Source organism: Bacilli bacterium, from assembly GCA_036381315.1.
GTDB lineage: Bacteria > Bacillota > Bacilli > Paenibacillales > KCTC-25726 > DASVDB01.
Window position 1 is genome coordinate 1 of sequence record DASVDB010000094.1, and the last position, 19,889, is coordinate 19,889.

General features: G+C 55.3%; 16 protein-coding genes. 14 read left to right on the plus strand and 2 right to left on the minus strand.

The window, feature by feature from the left end; translation table 11 throughout:
- The 3 genes from VF260_07000 to VF260_07010 form a co-directional block, all read left to right on the plus strand.
- Window positions 1-623 (plus strand): RsmE family RNA methyltransferase (locus VF260_07000; protein ID HEX7056930.1); only part of this gene is annotated, 623 nt, incomplete at its 5' end.
- A gap of 3 nt (window positions 624-626) precedes the next feature.
- Window positions 627-1,973 (plus strand): tRNA (N(6)-L-threonylcarbamoyladenosine(37)-C(2))-methylthiotransferase MtaB, encoded by a 1,347-nt coding sequence (gene mtaB, locus VF260_07005; protein HEX7056931.1) that lies wholly within the window; start codon window positions 627-629, stop codon window positions 1,971-1,973.
- A gap of 44 nt (window positions 1,974-2,017) precedes the next feature.
- A complete protein-coding gene (locus VF260_07010; protein HEX7056932.1) occupies window positions 2,018-2,437 on the plus strand; it encodes an NUDIX hydrolase in 420 nt (139 codons plus the stop codon).
- On the opposite strand, the gene VF260_07015 is transcribed toward VF260_07010, so the two are convergent.
- Window positions 2,434-3,405 carry a Na/Pi symporter gene (locus tag VF260_07015; protein HEX7056933.1) on the minus strand — a complete coding sequence of 324 codons (972 nt, stop codon included), beginning with the start codon at window positions 3,403-3,405 and terminating at the stop codon, window positions 2,434-2,436. The two genes, VF260_07010 and VF260_07015, sit on opposite strands and share 4 nt — an antisense overlap.
- Window positions 3,406-3,609: 204 nt before the next feature.
- Between VF260_07015 and addB the strand changes: the two genes are divergently transcribed.
- The 5 genes from addB (at window position 3,610) to VF260_07040 (ending at window position 12,218) form a co-directional block, all read left to right on the plus strand.
- Window positions 3,610-7,164 carry a helicase-exonuclease AddAB subunit AddB gene (addB, locus tag VF260_07020; GenBank protein ID HEX7056934.1) on the plus strand — a complete coding sequence of 1,185 codons (3,555 nt, stop codon included), beginning with the start codon at window positions 3,610-3,612 and terminating at the stop codon, window positions 7,162-7,164.
- Window positions 7,161-11,021, plus strand: coding sequence for a helicase-exonuclease AddAB subunit AddA (addA, locus tag VF260_07025; protein ID HEX7056935.1), 3,861 nt, complete (start codon window positions 7,161-7,163; stop codon window positions 11,019-11,021). Before addB ends, addA begins: the two co-directional genes overlap by 4 nt.
- A gap of 84 nt (window positions 11,022-11,105) precedes the next feature.
- A complete protein-coding gene (locus tag VF260_07030) occupies window positions 11,106-11,453 on the plus strand; it encodes a histidine triad nucleotide-binding protein (protein HEX7056936.1) in 348 nt (115 codons plus the stop codon).
- 137 nt (window positions 11,454-11,590) lie between these two features.
- On the plus strand, window positions 11,591-11,764 hold the full coding sequence (rpsU, locus tag VF260_07035) for a 30S ribosomal protein S21 (GenBank protein HEX7056937.1): 174 nt from the start codon (window positions 11,591-11,593) through the stop codon (window positions 11,762-11,764).
- A 10-nt stretch (window positions 11,765-11,774) separates the two neighbouring features.
- The gene (locus VF260_07040; protein ID HEX7056938.1) at window positions 11,775-12,218 is read left to right on the plus strand and encodes a GatB/YqeY domain-containing protein; all 444 of its coding nucleotides are present in this window, start codon (window positions 11,775-11,777) and stop codon (window positions 12,216-12,218) included.
- 63 nt (window positions 12,219-12,281) lie between these two features.
- Here the strand turns inward: VF260_07040 and VF260_07045 are convergent, their stop codons facing one another.
- Window positions 12,282-13,691 carry an NAD-dependent malic enzyme gene (locus tag VF260_07045; protein HEX7056939.1) on the minus strand — a complete coding sequence of 470 codons (1,410 nt, stop codon included), beginning with the start codon at window positions 13,689-13,691 and terminating at the stop codon, window positions 12,282-12,284.
- A gap of 220 nt (window positions 13,692-13,911) precedes the next feature.
- Here VF260_07045 and yqfC point away from each other — a divergent pair, with 220 nt between their 5' ends.
- Genes yqfC through VF260_07075 form a run of 6 tightly spaced genes read left to right on the plus strand, consistent with a single transcriptional unit; the run spans window position 13,912 to window position 19,868 of the window.
- Window positions 13,912-14,193, plus strand: coding sequence for a sporulation protein YqfC (yqfC, locus tag VF260_07050; protein ID HEX7056940.1), 282 nt, complete (start codon window positions 13,912-13,914; stop codon window positions 14,191-14,193).
- A gap of 49 nt (window positions 14,194-14,242) precedes the next feature.
- Entirely contained in the window at window positions 14,243-15,433 is a 1,191-nt protein-coding gene (gene yqfD, locus VF260_07055; protein ID HEX7056941.1) for a sporulation protein YqfD, read from the plus strand.
- 3 nt (window positions 15,434-15,436) lie between these two features.
- On the plus strand, window positions 15,437-16,423 hold the full coding sequence (locus tag VF260_07060; GenBank protein ID HEX7056942.1) for a PhoH family protein: 987 nt from the start codon (window positions 15,437-15,439) through the stop codon (window positions 16,421-16,423).
- Complete coding sequence (locus VF260_07065) at window positions 16,420-18,672, plus strand: HDIG domain-containing protein (protein ID HEX7056943.1); 2,253 nt, start codon at window positions 16,420-16,422, stop codon at window positions 18,670-18,672. Before VF260_07060 ends, VF260_07065 begins: the two co-directional genes overlap by 4 nt.
- 3 nt (window positions 18,673-18,675) lie before the next feature.
- A complete protein-coding gene (ybeY, locus tag VF260_07070) occupies window positions 18,676-19,164 on the plus strand; it encodes an rRNA maturation RNase YbeY (protein HEX7056944.1) in 489 nt (162 codons plus the stop codon).
- Entirely contained in the window at window positions 19,161-19,868 is a 708-nt protein-coding gene (locus VF260_07075) for a diacylglycerol kinase family protein (protein ID HEX7056945.1), read from the plus strand. Before ybeY ends, VF260_07075 begins: the two co-directional genes overlap by 4 nt.
- The last annotated feature ends 21 nt before the right edge of the window (window positions 19,869-19,889 follow it).

Genomic DNA, 19,889 nt, shown 5'->3' on the forward strand with positions numbered 1-19,889 from the left:
CGGAAGCGGAAATTCGCGAACTGCGCGACCATGAAGTGTATTGCAAGGTAATCGAACGACGGCAGGCGGACGGCGAACCGAAGCACCGCGTCTGGATTGCGCAGGGTTTGCCGAAGGCGGACAAAATGGAGACCGTTGTGCAAAAATGCACCGAGCTTGGCGCCGCCCGGTTCATCCCGTTTTCCTCCAGCCGGACGGTTGTCCGATATGATGAAAAGCAGGCGGCAAAGCGCGTGGAACGTTGGCGCAAAATCGCCAAGGAAGCCGCAGAACAAGCGCATCGCGGGAAAATACCCGAGATCGCTTCGCCGGTAACATGGCCGGAGTTGGTGAAGCTTGCGGCAAAAGCGGATATCGCCTTCCTGCTTTATGAACAGACGCGCCATGCGTCATTCAAAGCGGCTTTGCGCCGCGCCCTCGCCGCGTTTGGCCCGGCGGATCGGGCGTTGGATGTGCTCATCGTGACGGGTCCCGAAGGCGGTATTGCCCCAGAGGAAGCTTTAAGCGCGCAAAACGCGGGCTTCATTCCCGTAGGGCTGGGAAATCGGATCTTGCGCACGGAAACAGCCGCGATGGCGGCGCTTACGTGCTTTTTATATGAAACTGACGAAATGGGAGGATAAACAATGCCGAAAATTGCTTTTTATACGTTGGGTTGCAAGGTGAATTTTTACGATTCGGAAGCCATTTGGCAAATGTTTAAACAAGACGGCTGGGAGCGGGTGGACTTTGAAGAAGACGACGCCGACGTGTATTTGATCAACACGTGCACCGTCACCAACACGGGTGACAAAAAGAGCCGGCAAGTCATCCGCCGGGCGATCCGCCGCAATCCCGAAGCGATCATTGCCGTGACCGGCTGCTACGCGCAAACGTCGCCCAAGGAAATCATGGACATTCCCGGGGTTGATCTGGTTGTCGGCACGCAGGACCGCGATAAAATTTTGCCGTACGTTTACAAAATTCAAAAAGAGCGGCAGCCAATCAACGGCGTGCATAACATTATGAAGGCGCGGGAGTTTGAGGAGTTGAACGTTCCCGATTTTTCCGACCGCACGCGGGCATATTTGAAAATACAGGACGGTTGCAACAACTTCTGCACCTTTTGCATCATCCCCTGGTCGCGGGGACTTTCCCGCAGCCGCGCCGCCGACAGTGTGCTGCATCAGGCCCGGCAGCTGGTTGCGTCCGGTTATAAGGAAATTGTGCTGACCGGCATTCACACCGGCGGCTATGGCGACGATCTGGAAAATTACAAGCTGCATCATCTGTTGCAGGATTTGAGCAAAATCGAAGGGTTAAGCCGCATCCGCATCAGCTCGATCGAAGCGAGCCAGGTTTCCGACGAGATGATTGCCGTTTTGCAAGAAACGCCGAAAATGTGCCGCCACTTGCATATCCCGCTGCAGGCCGGCGACAACGATGTGCTGAGGAGAATGCGAAGAAAATATACGGCCGAGGAATACGCCGAGAAAATCGCCAAAATTAAACAGGCCATGCCCGGCGTCGCCATCACGACCGATGTAATCGTCGGTTTTCCCGGGGAAACCGACGAAATGTTTATGAACGGTTACCGGTTGATGGAGGAGCTTGCGTTTTCCCGCTTGCATGTGTTTCCGTATTCGCGGCGCAACGGCACTCCCGCCGCGCGCATGGACGGCCAGGTGGACGAGGAAGAAAAACACCGCCGCGTCCAAATGCTGATCGGGCTGTCGGAACGGTTGCAGCTCAAATATGCCGAAACCCAGGTCGGACAGGTGCTTGAGGTCATTCCGGAACGTGGATCGATGGCTATCGCAAACGGATTGTTGGCCGGCCACGCCGACAACTACCTGCATGTCGCTTTCCACGGAACAAGCGATATGATCGGCAAGATTTGCCGGGTTAAAGTTACGGAAGCGGGCGTGGAAACCTGCAAAGGCGAATTGGCCCGGGTATTGGAAGACAGGCGGGCATGGGCGGCCAACGAATAACAGCGTCGATTCCGCTTGCAAAAAGTGAATGGAGTGAACGAAATATGAACGAACTTTCAGCGGGCGGCGTTGTATATCGGCGGGACAATGGCGATATGCGGATACTGTTGATTCAGGACCGGTTTGGGAATATGACGCTGCCCAAGGGCAAGCTGGAGCATGGCGAAACGATGGAAGCGGCGGCGCTGCGGGAAATCCGCGAGGAAACGGGAATTGTCGGCAGAATCGTGGCGCCGCTTGCGACGGTGGCTTATCAATTTGACCACGCGGAACGCGGGCGCGTAGACAAAGAAGTGCATTATTTTCTTGTGGAGGCTGTGCAAGGGGAAATTCAGCCGCAGCTGGCGGAAATTCGCGCAGTCGCCTGGTTTTCCGTTAAAGAGGCGCAACAACAACAGCTTAAGTTCGGATACCGGAACAACGATGAAGTGTTGGCCAAAGCGTTGGCCGCGCTGCGCCATTAACGGTTCCCGTTTTGGATACGGGAGAGCCACGGCATGTAGCAGAAGGGAAGCGCCAATAACGAGCAGACGATGTTGTAAATCGTCTGGGCGTGGGCCAGCTGGCCGGACGGATTTGCCGCCAGCCATTCGGTTATGTGTCTGAGCTCGCCGATCAGCGGATAGAACACAATGGCTCCGCCAATGTTTAACAGCACGTGCGCCCAGGCGACGAGCTGTCCGTATTTGCTGCCGCCGATACTGGCGATGAGAGCGGTCACGCATGTGCCGATGTTGGCGCCCAGAATGATGGCGACGCCAAGTTCAACCGAAATTGCCTGTACGGACGCAAGCCCCATCGTAATCGCAATGGAAGCGGCGCTGCTTTGGATGACTGCCGTCAAAGCGGCTCCGGCCAATATACCCCACACCAGACTTTTTTGTGATTGCTCCAGAAACCAGGCGAACAACCCGCGTGTTTGCACGGCTGGAACGAATGCCTCCATGATCTTCATGCCTATTAAAATGCAGGCAAAACCAGCTAACGCAAGCGACAGATGGCGAATGATCCACACGGACTTTTCGCCCAACGGCGTGAATTTTTCCGCCGGCAGCCCCCAGGCGATCAGCCATATGGCGGCCGTAACGAGCAGCAAGGGCAGCGCCAGATGGGAGATGTTTAATCCGATCAATTCCGTCGTGAGGCAAGTGCCGATATTGGTGCCGAGAATGATGCCCAATGTTTGCGGAAACGTGATGACTCCGGCATTTACCAGACCGATCGTTATGACCGTGACGGCGCTGCTGCTTTGCAACGCGGCCGTAATCGCGGTTCCGGTTACCAGCCCGCGCCACGGGTTGCGCGTCAAGTTTTGCAGGACGCGTCGTAAAAACGGCGCCGCCCATACATGCAGCGCAAGCTCCATCACCTTCAAGCCGAACAGAAACACGGAGAGACCCGCCAGGAGCGGAAGCAATATGTCTCTAAACATGGACGGGTATCCCCTTTCGTCCGAATTCGTGTATACTGAGAGCGGATAACAACATCAAGCGCCAATGTTCAGTTACCATATATATGACTGCTTGCGGACAGGCATGACAAGCTTATCGGCCATATGTTTTCGGCAAAGCCGGCGATAAGCGCGCCGCATATCCGCATGGCATTTCGCATTTCATTCCGATTGCAGGTGAGGCATATGCCGATTCAGTTTATCGTCGGGCGTTCGGGCAGCGGCAAAACCGCCGCTTGTTTGGCAGCGATACAAAACAAATTGACGGCGGAGCCGTTCGGTTCCCCGCTCATCATGCTGGTTCCCGAGCAGGCCACTTTCCAAACGGAGGTGAAGCTTGCGACTACTCCCGGCGTGCAAGGCGTCATTCGCGCGCAGGTGCTCAGTTTTCGCCGGCTTGCCCATCGGGTGCTGCAGGAGACGGGAGGATTGGCCGGCGTACCGATTAGTGAAACGGGCAAAAAAATGCTGCTGTATCGCATCCTCCGGCAAAGCGCCGGACAATTGCGGATTTATCGGAACGCCGAGCGGGCCCCGGGGCTGATCGACCGTTTTTTGGACATGTTTAATGAGCTGAAGCGTTATCTGGTCTCGGCGGCGGAGCTTCGCGCGCATGCCGGAAAATACAACGGTTTTTTTGCCGAACGGGCGAACATGCTGCCGGACAAGCTGCATGACCTCGCGTTGATTTACGAGCAATATGAAGAAGCGCTGGCAGGGCATTACAGCGACGGAGAAGATTTGCTGAACAAGCTGGCGGCAAACGCGAAAGCATCCGGCATGCTGGCCAACGCGGAAATCTGGATTGACGGTTTTCATGGCTTCACTCCGCAGGAGTACGCCGTTTTGCGCGAATTAATGCAAATTTGCCGGGACATCCATCTGACGATTTGCGCGGATCGGGAATATGCGGCGGGTGAGCAGTTGGACGAGCTCAACTTGTTTTATCCCGGCGCGGCGACGATGGTCAAGCTCAAAGAAATGGCGGCGGAGTTGGGCGTTCGTGTGGAAAAAACGGTTTGCCTAACCGAGCATCCGTCCCCGCGATTTGCCGCTAGGCCCGTGCTGTCCCATCTGGAGCGGCATTTTTCCCGCATGCGCGCCTACCCGGAAGGAGCAAAAACGCAAGGGCTGCGGCTTTACGCGGCGGTTCACCGGCAGGCGGAAGTGGAGGGCGCTGCTCGCGAGATGATCCGGCTTGTGCGCGATGAAGGATACCGCTTTCGGGATATGGTTGTCATGATTCGCGATGAGGAGCACTATCGGCATCTGCTCGAAAATGTGCTGACAGACTACGGGATTCCGTATTTTTTTGATGCGAAAAAACATGCCGCCCACCACCCCGTTGTCGAATTCATCCGTTCAGCGCTGGAAGTTGTCACGCACAATTGGCGTTATGAGGCGGTTTTTCGTTGCGTGAAAACCGATTTGCTGCTGCCGCTAAACGAGCGGCATGAACCGGCTGAAGGCGACCGGCTCCGCGCGCTGCGCAATCGAATGGACAGGCTGGAAAATGTCGTGCTCGCTTTTGGCGTAAGCGGCGCCGCAAAATGGACCGATCCCGCGCCGTGGAACGTGCGAATGTACCGGTCGCTGGAAGACGAAACGCCGGAAGCGGAAAATCCCGCCGCATTGGAGGAGCTCATTCACCGCGACAGATTGCGGATTGCCGAGCCGCTGCGGCAATTTCAGCAGGCGATGGCGAACGCGGCCCATGTGAAGGAAATGGTGGAAGCGGTTTTTGCGCTGCTCATGACGCTGCAGGTTCCGCGCAAGCTGGAAGTATGGGCAAACCGCGCGCTGGCGGCGGGTAATCCGGAGGAGGCCAGGACGCATACGGCGGTATGGGGCGCCATTGTCGATACGCTGGACCAGTTGGTTGAAACCATGGGCGACGACACAATCAGCATCGGCATGTTTGCCAACGTTCTGGAAACCGGGCTGGAAGCGATTCGGCTAAGCCTTGTGCCGCCGTCGCTTGATCAAGTGCTGATCGGCAACGCCGATCGCACACGTCCCGCGGATGTGCGCTGCTGCTTTTTGTTGGGGGTAAGCGAAGGTGTCTACCCCGCGAAAACGGCGGAAGGCGGCGCATTGTCGGAGACGGAACGGGATTGGCTGGCCAGGACCGGAATGAAGCTCGCGCCGGGCAGCACGCGCAAGCTGTTGGACGAACAATTTGTCTTTTACACGCTCGTTACATTGCCTTCGGAACAGTTATGGCTCAGTTTTCCGCTTGCCGACGAAGAAGGAAAGGCGCTGTTGCCGGCGCCGTTTATGCGCCGGGTGGCCCGCATGTTCCCGACGCTTACGCTTCGGCAACTTGCCGCGGACCCGACGGACGAGCCCGCGGAGCGGCAAACGGATTATATCGTTCGCCCCGGAAACGCTCTTACCTGTTTGCTGGTTCATCTGCGCCGGTGGAAAGCCGGGGAAGAGATGCCCGCCGTCTGGTGGCAAGTATACAATTGGTTTGCCGAAAATAAGGCGTGGCGGGAAAAGCTGGCCCGCTTGACGCCGGGGCTTGCGGCCGCCAATGTGGAAAAGCCGCTCAGGCGGGAAACGGCCCTGAAGCTGTACGGAAGCCCGCTCATCACGACCGTATCGCGGATGGAGCAGTTTGCCGCTTGCCCGTTCGCGCATTTTGCCGCTTACGGTTTGCGCTTGAAGGAGCGGAAAATATACCGTCTGCAAGCTCCCGACGTAGGCGTGCTCTTTCATGGCGCTCTCCGCAAGATCGGCGTCGATTTGCTGAATATGGGCAAATCGTGGGGCGACTTAACCCCGGCGGATTGCCAGGCGTGGGCGGCAAAGGCCGTGGAGGCGCTGGCGCCGAAACTGCAAGGGGAAATTTTGCTCAGCTCGAACCGGTATAAATACATAGCGCGAAAATTGCGCGATACGGTCGGCCAAACCGCCGCGGCGCTCAGCGAGCAGGCGCGGCGCGGAGAATTTGTTCCCTATGGCTTTGAGCTCAAGTTCGGCCCTGCGGCGGACGTGCCCGCTTTATCGATTCCGCTTGCGGGCGGAGCGACGGCGGAGATCGCCGGACAGATCGACAGGATCGATCGGGCGCGACTGGGCGAACAGGTGTATTACCGGATTATTGATTACAAATCGGGCAAAGCGACGCTTGATTACACGGAAATTTACCATGGCTTGGCGCTGCAGCTGTTGACCTATCTGGACGCCATTGTCAGCTACGCCGAAAGTTCGGGCGAATACGCGCTTCCGGCGGGCGCATTTTATTTCCATGTGCACAATCCGCTCATTAACGGACGGATTGTTTCCGCCGAGGCGGCTCAGCGGGAACGTTTCAAACGATTTAAAATGGACGGGTTGGTGCTTGCCGATCGCGATATCATCCGCCTGATGGATCGTGATCTGACCGGCCATTCCGCGATCATACCGGTCAACATTTTAAAAAGCGGCGAACTCGGCAAATCATCGAAAACTTTTGCGCCGGAACAGTGGCGGGCTTTGCGGCGGCATTTGCACGACACATTTCGGCGTATCGGCTCGGAAATAACCGCCGGCAATGTCGATTTGAAAGTGTACGGGACAAAAGCGGAGCACCGTTGCGCCGGCTGCCCGTTCAAAGCGGTTTGCCAAATCGACCCGCAAACGAACCCCGACGCGTGCCGCCAATTGCGGCGTTTCAGCAAAGACGAGTTTTGGCGGGCGTTGGCGGAAACGGCGGCGGACTCGGAGTATGGGACGATCGGAAGGTGGACGCCGTGACTGAACAGCAAAACGGAACGAGTGTAAAAAAATGGACAAAAGCGCAAGAAGCGGCGATTACCGCAACCGGCGGCAGCGTGTTGGTCGCGGCGGCGGCCGGCTCGGGCAAAACGGCGGTGCTGGTCGAGCGGATCGTGCGAAAAATAACGGATGAAAACAGGCCGCTCGATGTCGACAAGCTTCTGATCGCCACCTTTACGAATGCCGCGGCCGCGGAAATGCGGCAGCGGATTCGCGAGGCGCTGGAGCGCGAACTCATAAAAAATCCGAACTCGGGCCATTTGCGCCGGCAAATCGCTTTGCTGCAGCAAGCGCCGATTACGACGCTGCATTCCTTTTGCCTGGATGTGGTCAGACGCCATTACGAAAAGCTGGAATTGGATCCCGGCTTCCGCATCGCCAATGAAACGGAGAACGAACTGCTAAAACAGGATGTGCTGGAACAACTTTTCGAAGAATGCTATGCGGAATGCCCCGAGCAGGATCCGTTTTGGCAAGTGTTGGACTGGTTTGGCAGCGAGCGCTCCGATGAACCGGTTTTGCAATTGGTGGTGGAGCTGTACGAATTTTCGCGGGGCCATCCGCAGCCGGAAACATGGCTGAAAGAAATGGCGGCGGCTTTTCAAAACGGCGGCGATGTGGCCGACTTGTGGCTGAAGACGCTGTTAAAAAGCGCCGAACGGACGCTGGCAAAAACGCTCGGCCTGCTTACGGAAGCGCTGGAATTGGCGGAACGTCCGGCAGGCCCCGGGAAATACGGGGATAATCTTCGCGACGATATCGCGCGTGTCGGCGCGCTCATGCGACTTGTGCAAGCCGGCGATTGGGACGGGTTTTCCGCCGGACTGCAAGAGTTCGAATTTTCCAAACTCGCCGCCATCCGCGGCAATGAAGGCGATAAAGCGCTGCAGGAGCGGGCGAAAGAACTGCGTTCGCAGGCGAAGCAAGAATTGGGCAGCCTTAACGAAGACGTATACGGGCGTTCATTGTCGGAACATCGTCAGGAAATGGCGGCAATGGCGCCGGTTATGGCCAAACTCGCGGAATTGGTCATCGCGTTCGCCGAGCGGTTTAAAGCGGCGAAGCGGGAAAAACGGCTGCTCGATTTTTCCGATATGGAGCATTATTGCCTGCAAATTTTGGGCGAGCCGGCGGAAACGGGCGACTTGCGCCCGACCGCGGCGGCTCTTGAATACCGCGGCCAGTTTGCCGAAATCATGCTGGACGAGTACCAGGATACAAGCATGGTGCAGGATGAAATCATCCGGTTGATTTCGGCCGAACATCCCGGAAATTTGTTTTTGGTCGGCGATGTGAAGCAAAGCATTTACCGCTTCCGGCAGGCGGAACCAGGCCTTTTTCTCGAAAAATATAAAACCTTTCAGGCTTACGATGGAAATGTGCCGCCCGAATTTGCGAATCATGCCGCTTCGGGTAGCGGCACGCGGATTGATTTATCCAGCAATTTTCGCAGCACGAAGGCGATCCTGGATGCCGTGAACTGGATTTTCCGGCAAATTATGCGCGAGGACGCGGCGGAAATCAGTTACGATGACAAGGCGGAGCTAATCCCGGGCAAAGCGGAAGCGGAACAATCTTTTTCTGCCGCCGTAGAGGTCATTTTGGTCGATCAGGCAAACGCGGATGCGAACAATGAATTAGCGGATGAAGCTAACATTACGGGCAACGAAGACGGCGACGCGGCGGAACTGTCGGCGATGGAATTGGAAGGCCGCGCGATCGCCGCAAAAATCACCGAACTGATGGGCGCAAATGGCTCCGGCGCACAGGTTTACGATAAACAAAGCGGGTTTTACCGCCCGTTGCGCTTTTCCGACATCGTCATTTTATTGCGCAGTCATCGCAGCAAAGCGCATCCGATTATGGAACAATTGCAAGCGGCGGGCATTCCGGCATACGCGGAGCTGAAGACAGGGTATTTTACCGCTACCGAAGTGGATGTGATGCTGTCTTTGTTGAAAGTGATCGACAATCCGCTGCAGGATATTCCGCTTGCCGGCGTGCTGCGCTCGCCGCTCGTGGGGCTTAATGCGGAACAGCTGGCGCAAATCCGTTTGGCGGACAAGCGGGCCGCTTTTTATGATGCGGTGACGGCGTTTTTGCAAGCGGATGACGGCAACGATGCGGAAAACGGCGAAAGCACAAAGTTGCGCGAAACGTTGCGGTCGTTCATGCGGTTGTTGGACGGGTGGCGGGACGCCGCCCGACAGGGCGCGCTGTCCGAACTGATCTGGGATATTTATGCCAAAACCGGCTATTTTGATTTGGTGGGCGCTTATCCCGGAGGCCGGCAGCGGCAGGCAAACCTGCGCGCGCTGTACGATCGGGCGAGACAGTATGAGGAAACATCTTCGCGCGGCTTGTTCCGCTTTTTGCGGTTTATCGCGCGGCTGACCGAAAGCGGCGGCGATTTGGGCACGGCGCGGGCGCTTGGCGAACAGGATAACGTCGTGCGCGTGATGACGATTCACGCCAGCAAAGGGCTTGAGTTTCCCGTCGTGTTTGTGGCGGGATTGGGCGCCAAGTTCAACATGCTTGACAGTACGCGTCCCTTTTTGCTGCACAAGCAACTGGGATTTGGCCCCAGATTTGTGGATACGGCCAATCGCGCCGTCTTCCCGTCTTTGCCGCATGCCGCGATCAGGCAAATAAAGCAGGCGGAACTGCTGGCGGAAGAAATGCGCATCCTCTATGTCGCCTTAACCCGCGCCCGCGAGCGCATGTTTTTGCTTGGCACCGTCAAAGATTTGCCGGCTGCGGCGGAAAAATGGGGCAGACAGGCAAAAGGCGGGGAATGGCCGCTTCCGGTTGATACGGTGGCAAGCGCCCGGTCCTGTCTTGATTGGCTTGGGCCCGCGCTGCTGCGGCATCCGCACATGGCGGAATTGCGCCGGCTTGGCAACAGCGCTGACGCGGTGCCGGCCACGCTGGCAACCGACCCGTCGCGTTGGCGGCTAACCGTCGTGCCGGCCGGCCAGCTTGCCGATATGGCGGAAGCGGCCGTCGCGCGGGAAGATTCCGCGCTCCTTGCACGGGTTAAACGGGCGGAACCGCTTCCGCTTGCCGCGGGCCTTGCGCAAAGCGAAGCGCTCGCTGCGGAAATCGACCGCCGTTTGCGCTGGGATTCGCCGCATCATGCCGCACAGACGATCCCGGCCAAAACATCCGTATCCGAATGGAAACGGCTAGGCGAAACCGATCCGTCGGCTGCGATGGAAGCCGCGGAATTGCCGGAAGCGCAACATGATCATGCGGCTTTCCGGCAAAAAATAACGGTCTCGCTGCTGCGCCGGCCGCGCTTTTTGACGGAGGAGAAATTGTCGCCGACCGAGCGCGGCGTCGCTTACCACGCCGTCATGCAGCATTTGCCGCTTGACGGAATGCCCGATGAAGCGCGCGTGGCTGAGGCCATCGCGAATATGGTCGAAAGGCGCTTGCTGACGGAAACGGAACGCGCGGCAATCGATATCGCCTCTATCGCCGCCTTTTTCCGGACCGCGATCGGGCGGCGTTTGCTGAACGCGTCCACCGTGCTGCGGGAAGTTCCGTTTTCGTTGGCGGTTGCGGCTGGCGAATTGCACCGGGAAATAAGCGGAGACGTCGCCCGCGAACCCGTGCTGCTGCAAGGGGTTATCGACTGCATGTTTAAGGAAGACGACGGCTGGGTGCTGATCGATTACAAAACGGATCGGGTGGCCGGCAGGTTGCAGCAGGCCGTCGCGAACTATCGGCGGCAGTTGGAACTGTATGCGGCGGCGGTGGAGCGGATTTTGCGGCAGCCCGTTGTCGCGAAGGCGTTGTACTTTTTCGACGGTGCGCAAGCCGTATTTCTGTGAGGGGCAAATTGGCTGCCGGACAGTGTTCTGGTATACTTAGCGTAATTGAAACGAATTAAATTGATGATTTCGGGAGGATTCCAAATGAGCGACTGCATTTTCTGCAAAATCGTCAAAGGCGAACTGCCGGCAAAAAAAGTGCTGGAAACCGATGATGTGCTTGTTTTTCATGATATCGAACCCGCCGCTCCGGTGCATGTGCTGATTATTCCCAAAAAACATATCGCTTCGCTGAACGACGCCGGAGCGGACGATTGGGCAGTGATCGGAAAAGTGCATGAAGCGGCGCAAAAAGCGGCGGAGCAACTGGGCGTCGCCCAATCGGGATACCGGCTGATTAATAATTGCGGCAAGGACTCCGGCCAGGTTGTTTTTCACATTCATTACCATTTGCTCGGCGGTGAAAAATTGGGGCCGCTCAACGCAAAGTAATCGGATGCGGTTTGTTTGTCGGGTGGATGCTTCGCCGGCAAGCCGGCGCAAGTTGACACCCCATTTTATTTTCACTTATAATGTTGTTTGATAACCGTGTGTGTTTGGGACGGTCTGTTCGGAGGGAGGGAAATCCGGTGTCAGAAACGAAAGTTCGCAAAAACGAAACGATCGATTCCGCTCTTCGCCGCTTTAAGCGTTCGATTGCAAAAGATGGTGTGCTGGCTGAAATCAAAAAACGCAAACACTATGAAAAGCCGAGCGTAAAGCGCAAAAAGAAATCGGAAGCAGCGCGCAAGCGTAAGTACTAGGAGGATGGCAATGAGTCTTAGCGAACGATTGGACGAAGATATGAAGCAGGCGATGAAGAGCCAGGATAAATTCAAACTCTCCGTATTACGTATGATCCGTTCCGCGGTTAAATATCAAGAAATCGGACAGAAGAGAGCCTTGAATGACGATGAAGTGCTCGACATTTTAAATCGTGAGCTTAAGCAACGCAAAGAATCCCTCCAGGAATTCGAACGTGCCGGTCGCGAAGATTTGATTGACAACGTAAAAGGCGAAATTTCCATTATCAGTGCATATATGCCGAGCCAGCTGAGCGCCGAGGAACTGCAGGCGATCGTGCAAGCGACAATCGCCGAAGTGAAAGCAAGCGGCAAAGCGGATATGGGAAAGGTAATGGGCGCATTGATGCCCAAAGTGAAAGGCAAAGCGGACGGCAAAGAAGTCAACCGGCTGGTGCAACAACTGTTAAGCTGATGATAAATAACGGATGAAACTCCGGCATCTTAATGGTGCGGGAGTTTTTTGCGCCGCAAGCTTTCAGTCCCGCGGGATGCGGCGCGCCACGCCGGTTTTAATCGCCGCCTGAATCACTTTTTCGCGAACCGTTTCCACGACCTTCTGGTTGAATACGCCGGGGATGATGTACAAACGGTTTCGCTCCGCGTCATCGATGACCGAGGCGATCGCTTCCGCCGCGGCAATCTTCATTTCCTCATTGATCATGCGGGCGCGGCAATCCAACGCGCCGCGAAATATTCCCGGAAAGCATAGTACGTTGTTGATTTGATTCGGATAATCCGAGCGGCCGGTGGCGATCACCGCCGCAATATCCTCGATCTCTTGCGGATTGATTTCCGGCACCGGGTTGGCCATGGCGAACACGATCGGATCTTTCGCCATTTTGCGCACGTCCTCGCGGCGCAAAATGTTGCCGACGGACAGCCCGATAAACACATCGGCGCCGATAAGACAATCGGTCAGACTGCCGTGTTGCCGCTCCGGGTTTGTGTGCCTGGCGATCCAGTCCCAAACCGCGTGTCCATATGTTTGTTTTGCCGTTAACGCCCCTGTTTTGTCTACTCCGATGACGTTTTTCACGCCCGCCGACAAAAGCATTTTAATGCAGGCCACCCCCGCCGCGCCGACGCCCGCAACGACAACTTTTATTTGTTCCAAAGTTTTGCCGACCAGTTGCAACGCGCTGAGCAATCCGGCCAGCAGCACTACGGATGTGCCGTGTTGGTCGTCATGAAACACCGGAATATCCAACTCTTCCTGCAAGCGCTGTTCGATCTCAAAACAGCGGGGCGAAGCGATATCCTCCAGATTAATCCCGCCGAAGGCGGGCGCGATCAGCTTTACCGTCCTGATGATTTCTTCCGTGTCCTGCGTGTCAAGGCAAATCGGGAATGCGTCCACATCCGCCAATTGCTTGAACAGCATCGCTTTCCCTTCCATGACCGGCATGCCCGCGAGCGGGCCGATATTGCCCAGGCCCAATACGGCGGAGCCGTCGGATATGACGGCGACGGTGTTGCGCTTGATCGTCAGGCTGAACGCTTTTTGCGGCTCTTCCGATATGGCGGCGCAAACGCGGGCGACATCCGGCGTGTACACGCGCGATAAATCGTCCCGGTTCGCAATCGGCTTTTTCGGCTTCACTTCGATTTTTCCGCCGAGATGCAGCAAAAACGTGCGGTCCGAGACATTGATGATCGTAACATGCGGCAACCGCCTGATCGCTTGCGTAACCGCCGTGATTTGCCCGGAATCTTTCACCGCAACGGTCAGGTCGCGCACGGTGACATTGCGGGATGTTTGAATCACGTCGATCGCCACGATATCCCCGCCCGCTTCGTTGATGGACGTGGCGATTTTGCCGAAATGGATCCGGTCCGTCCGGATTTCCAGGCGATAGATGACATTTTTCCCTTCCAGCGTTTGCAAGTCCCCCAGGTTCATGGCCATCACCGTTGCCTCGAATTTTGCTTTGCTGTTATTTTGTCCTTCCGCTCCGAAACAAAACAAAGCGCAAAGCATCCCGCTTCATAAATTGCGCCATGGCCGCATATGGTTGTATAAGCGGATTGCGGACGAAACAGCCGCTTGTGCACCGCATCGGGATACCGGCAATTGCACGGAACAATACGGAAGGGTTGACGCGTCAATGCGCCGTTTGCGCCGTCAGCTGTCCAAATGGGCAGGAAGCATGCTTGATCTTCCCAAAGACGTCATTTATGACTTGCCGCGGATTACGATGATCGGCAACATGCAGACATATATTGAAAATCACCGCGGGGTCGTGCGATTTTCCGACCAGGAGCTGGAATTGCTCTTGTCGAAGGGCAAGCTTGCGATCAGGGGCAGCGGACTGGTCATGCGGGCCATTTTGCCGGAAGAGGTGTTTGTCGAGGGCAGAATCGATGAAGTGAAGTATCTGGATACGTGACGATGATGGTGGAGAATAAGCGGCAAATGCTTATGAAGGAGTGACAACCATGCGGCAAACAATGGCCGTTTTGCGCATCATGGGATATGCTGATGTGGAAATATACGGCGGAAATATTGAACAACTGCTCAACTTGCTGGCAAAGCGGCAATTCCGGTTTTGGGATGTCAGGCGCGGCGAAGGGAATACGGCCTTTTTTGGCATTGTGCTGCGCGATTTTTTCCGCCTTCGCCCGCTGTTGAAAGAGACAGGCTGCCGCATTCATGTTGCAGGCCGGCACGGCCTTCCCTTTTTGTTGGACAAACTGGGAAAACGGAAGTTTTTCGCGGCCGGATTCGTGCTTTTTGTGGCAGTTGTTTATACCGGGTCGCTGCTCGTCTGGCATGTGCAGGTGATCGGCAACGAAAAAATCGCCACGCAGGAAATTTTGGCAAAGGCCAAAAATTTGGGCATTTACCAGTTTCAATGGAATTTTCGCCTGGGCGATCTGGATTTGGCGGCGAAAAAAATGGCGGCGCAGTTGCCGAACGCCGCGTGGGTAGGAATTGAAACGCGCGGAACGCGCGTTCTCATCAAAGTGGTTGAAGCGAACAAGCCGGAAAAGCGCCCCTTGCTCAGTCCGCGAAATTTGGTGGCGGACGCGGATGCGGTCGTGACCAAAATTCAGGTTGAACAGGGCAAGCCGGTTGTGAAAACGAATATGCGTGTGAAAAAGGGGCAAATTCTTGTCTCCGGACTGGTGGGGGAGGGCGAATTTACCCACAGTGTGGTCGCCAAAGGCACGGTGCGCGGGCTGGTATGGCGGCAGTATCGAATCGCGGTGCCCCTGGTGCAACGGAAAAAGGTGTATACGGGCGTATCCGCTTCCCGCAATTACCTTGTTTTCGGCAACTGGGCGCTTAAGATCTCCGGTTTCGGCAAGCTCAACTTTGCGCAATACGAAACCATGAACGTGTTAAAAAAGCCGCAATGGCGGGGCAAATCGCTGCCATTCGGCTTTTTGCGGCAGACGTTAAGGGAAGTCCGCACCGAAGTTGCAACCCTGTCGATACAGAAGGCGCGGCAAATCGGCATCGCGCAGGCAAAATGGGAAATCGAACGGACAAAAGGCGCGGACGCAACCGTAAAAAGCGAAAAAATTTTGCAAGAGCGCAGCGAAGGTGGTAAAGTGGTGTTGGAAGTGCTTTTTGAAGTAGATGAAGATATCGCCATGGAACAACCGATTGTGCAAGGAGAATGAGATTTGCCGGAAAATCCCGCCACTGCCAAAATACCATTGCAAAATGCCGCGGAAGCGCTCGCTTTGTTTGGTCCGCAGGACAAGTTTCTGCGTTTGATCGAATCCGCCGTATCCGCCAAGATTACGACAAGGGAGGCGGAAATCGCCATCCTGGGCGACCGCGACGAAACCGACATGCTGCTGCATCTGTTCGGGGTGCTGCTTGAACTGGTGCGGGGCGGATACTCCTTGTCCGAGCGGGATGTCGCATGCGCCATCGAATTGGCGGAAAAAATGCAGGCGGATCAATTGCTGGATTTGCTAAAGGGTGAAATCGCCTACGCGTACAAGGGCAAGCCGATCCGGGCGAAAACGCTCGGGCAAAAGGTATATGTTTCGGCTATTCGCAAACATGATATCGTTTTTGGCATCGGCCCCGCCGGCACCGGAAAAACCTATTTGGCTGTCGCGATGGCGGTCGTTGCGCTTAGGGAAGGCGCCGTCAAGCGCATCATCCTGACGCGCCCGGCGGTGGAGGCCGGCGAAAATCTCGGATTTTTGCCGGGAGATTTGCAGGAAAAGGTTGACCCGTATTTGCGTCCGTTGTATGATGCGCTTAACGACGTATTGGGGCCTGACCATGTGGCGAAGGCGCTCGAACGCGGCACCATTGAAATCGCCCCGCTTGCCTATATGCGCGGCAGGACGCTGGATGATTCGTTTATTATATTGGATGAAGCGCAAAATACGACCGCCGAGCAGATGAAAATGTTCTTGACCAGGCTCGGTTTCGGCTCAAAGATGGTTATTACCGGAGACATTACACAGATCGATCTGCCCAAAGGAAAAGTGTCCGGATTGGTGGACGCCGAACGGATTTTGCAGCATATTGCGGAAATCGGGTTTGTCCGTTTTGCCGAACAGGATGTCGTCCGTCACTCGCTCGTACAAAAGATCATAACGGCTTACAGGAACAAGGAGCAGAAAAGCTCGTCGGCGAATGATCGATGAAGGGATTGACTTCCGGCATGATCCAAAAATCGTTTACCGGAAAAAAAATCGCGAACGACCGGAGCAGGGAATGGCGGCAGAGCGCGTACTTGCGCTTTGTCTTGTTCCTCAGTTTTCCGGTTATGTTTTATTTGGCGATTTCCGGATATTTGATACCGCAAACTTATGATATCAAGGAAGGCGCGATCAGCGAAATCAGCATCGCGGCGCCGAAAACAATCTATGACGCGGATGCGACGGAGACAGCGAAAGAGGCGGCCGCGGACCGTGTCGTGCCTGTCTATACGAATATAGCAATGAAAAACGCCGGTTTGGCGGAAACGATTTTCAACAAGCTGGAGCAGCTGAACGCCGACGAAACGATCACTTTTGAGCAAAAAGTCGCGATATACCGTGAAGAAATTCCGGACATGTTTAACGATTATTACAACCGTTTGCTCAAGCAGTACGAAAATATATATTCGGCCAAACTGCTGGCGGAAGCCCGCCGGCAATTGGACGATCAGCGCTACCGCATTCCGGAAGACGTGTTTTTCAAATTGCCGAAGCTTTCGGGTAAGCAATTGACCGCAATGAAACAGGTGGCAAAAGACACCGTCGACAGATTGACTTCCGATCCGCTTACCGACGCGCAAACGGCGCGAACCAAAGTGGCGGAATTCATTAACGCTTCCCAATTGCCGAGCAAGACGGAGCGGGAATTGGTGCAGGAAATTTCCACTTTCGTCATTACGCCGAACCGTTTTGCCGATGAAGAGGCCACGGATGAAGCCAGGGCAAAAGCGCGGGAGCAGGTTTCTCCGGTGTACATCGAGAAAGGGCAATACCTCGTCAAAAAAGGCGAAATGGTTACGAAGGATATCTTTAACAGACTCGATCATTTGGGATTGCTGAAAAGCAAAATCAACTATCCTCCCTACATCGGGGCGGCGCTGTTGGCATTGCTTTTTGCCGGCGTATTGTTCATGTTTGTCCGTTACGGACGCGCGCGACTGCTGGAGAGCAATTGGCAAATATTGCTGCTCTTTCTGATTTATTTGCTCACCATCGCGGCCATCGGCATCACCGCGCTGGGCGTGAACGAAAAAACGCCGTACGTCGGATTTGTCGCACCGGTGGCGATGGGGACGATGCTGATCGCCATTTTGCTGGATGAACAAATCGCCTTTATTTCCGCTGTTTTGTTTGGCCTCATCGTAAGTATCGCGTTTAACCATAGCGATTTGCCGTTTGATTTCCGCTACGGTTTTGTCGCCGTGGTAGCCTGCTATGTTTCCATTTTTGCCGTGCATGGCGCCACACAGCGGTCTGCCGTGCTGCGCGCGGGGATTTTCATTGCGCTCGCTTCCTGCCTGGCAATCGGCACGCTCATTTTGCTCGATCAGGAGTTTGCGATGAAAAACGCCATGCTGTCGCTTGCTTTCGCCGTGATCGGCGGCTTGCTGACGGCGATTCTGGTGATCGGGCTGTTGCCGTTTCTGGAAGCGGCGTTCGGCATTTTATCGCCACTGAAAATGGTTGAATTATCGAACCCGAACCATCCGCTTTTGCGCAAACTGCTTACGGAAACGCCGGGGACTTATCATCACAGCGTGATGGTGGGAAATTTGGCGGAAACGGCGGCTGTCGCCATAAACGCAAACGGCCTTTTGTGCAGAGTCGGGTCGTTTTATCATGATATCGGCAAGACGAAGCGCCCGAGTTATTTTATTGAAAACCAGAACAATATGGAAAATCCGCATGATAAAATCGACCCGCAATTAAGCAAGTCGATTATCATCGCGCATGCCCGCGACGGCGTGGAAATGTTGAAAGAACATAACATTCCGAAGCCGATCCGCGATATTGCCGAGCAGCACCACGGCACGACGCTGTTGCAATATTTTTACCACAAGGCGAAAAAACAGGCGGCGGGAAAAGGTTTGGATCCTGCGCACATTCGCGAGGAAGATTACCGCTATCCCGGCCCGAAGGCGCAAACAAAAGAAGCGGCGGTCGTCGGCATTGCCGACAGCGTGGAAGCCGCCGTGCGGTCGCTGAAAAACCCGACAATCGAGCAAATCGACGCGGTTGTTACCAAAATTGTCAAGCAGCGTTTGGACGACGGGCAATTTAACGAATGCGATTTGACGATAAAAGAATTGGATATCATCACCAAAACATTAAATGAAACCTTGCTTGGGATTTTTCATTCGCGAATCGAGTATCCCGCAGAGGCTGCTCCCAAACAGGCGGAAAAGGATGCGTGAACGATGAGTTTGCAACTGATGGTGAACAACGAATTGCCGGACTTTGCGATTCCGGCGGAGTGGATGGCGATGCTTCATAAGCTGCTCGGTACGGCCGGGAAAAAAGAAGGGATTGCGGAAGGCGAAGTCGCCTTAACGTTTGTCGATGATGCAAAAATACGGGCTTTAAACAAAGAATACCGGGGGTTGGACAAGGCCACCGATGTTCTTTCTTTCCCCATGCTGGAAAGTAAAGAAGAAGAGCCGGAAATTTTCTACGATGCAAAAGAGGCGGATACATTGCCCGAATTGCTGGGCGATATCGTCATTTCCGTGCCGCGGGCGCAGGCGCAAAGCGAAGAATACGGCCACTCGCTGGAACGCGAGATCGGTTTTTTGTTTGTGCACGGCTTTCTGCATTTGTTGGGTTATGACCATCAGGATGAAGCTTCCGAAAAGGCGATGTTTACTTTGCAGGAAGAAATTTTGCGCGAAGCGGGGGTCGCACGGTGAATGCGCTTGGCCGGTGGCTGCGTTCCGTCCGCTATGCCGTGGACGGGTTGAAGTATATATTGCTTACGCAGCCCAATATGCGCATTCATTTTGGCGCCGCGCTGATCGTACTGACGCTTTCCTGGCTGTTGCGAATCGGCGAAACGAAAATTTTGTTTCTGCTTTTGGCCATCACCATTGTCACCGTGACCGAGGCGGTCAATACCGCCGTGGAAAAAGCCGTGGATCTGGCCAGCCGGGAAATTCATCCGTTGGCCAAAATCGCAAAGGATGTCGCCGCCGCCGCTGTGCTTCTCGCCGCGGTTTTTGCCGTTGTGACGGGTATCGTTGTGTTTTGGCAGCCGGTAGTCGACGCATTTGGCGGCTCGTTTGCCGAACCGGGCATGTCCGGATTGTTCCGCGCCTTGATTCTACTTATAGTTACGGCATTGGCGGCTTTTTTGCTGCAAACGGCGGGCAGCCGCAAGAAAGGCGGCGAAAGCGGGCGTTTTTCCGCGCCGAGCGTTCCGGTTGCTTTGGCCTGGACCGCCGCGGGATGGATTTCGCTTGCTGCGGCGCGCCGCGAAATGATGCTTCTGGCGCTTTTCTTGGCGGCGCTTGCCAGTGTCCTATTTTTGGAGAGATCGAAAGCTTCGCTGTTTGCGGTTGCCACCGGCGCCGGATTAGGCATTCTGATCGCCGTTATTGGCTATATTACGATTTGATGAAGCATGAAGGAGAGACAG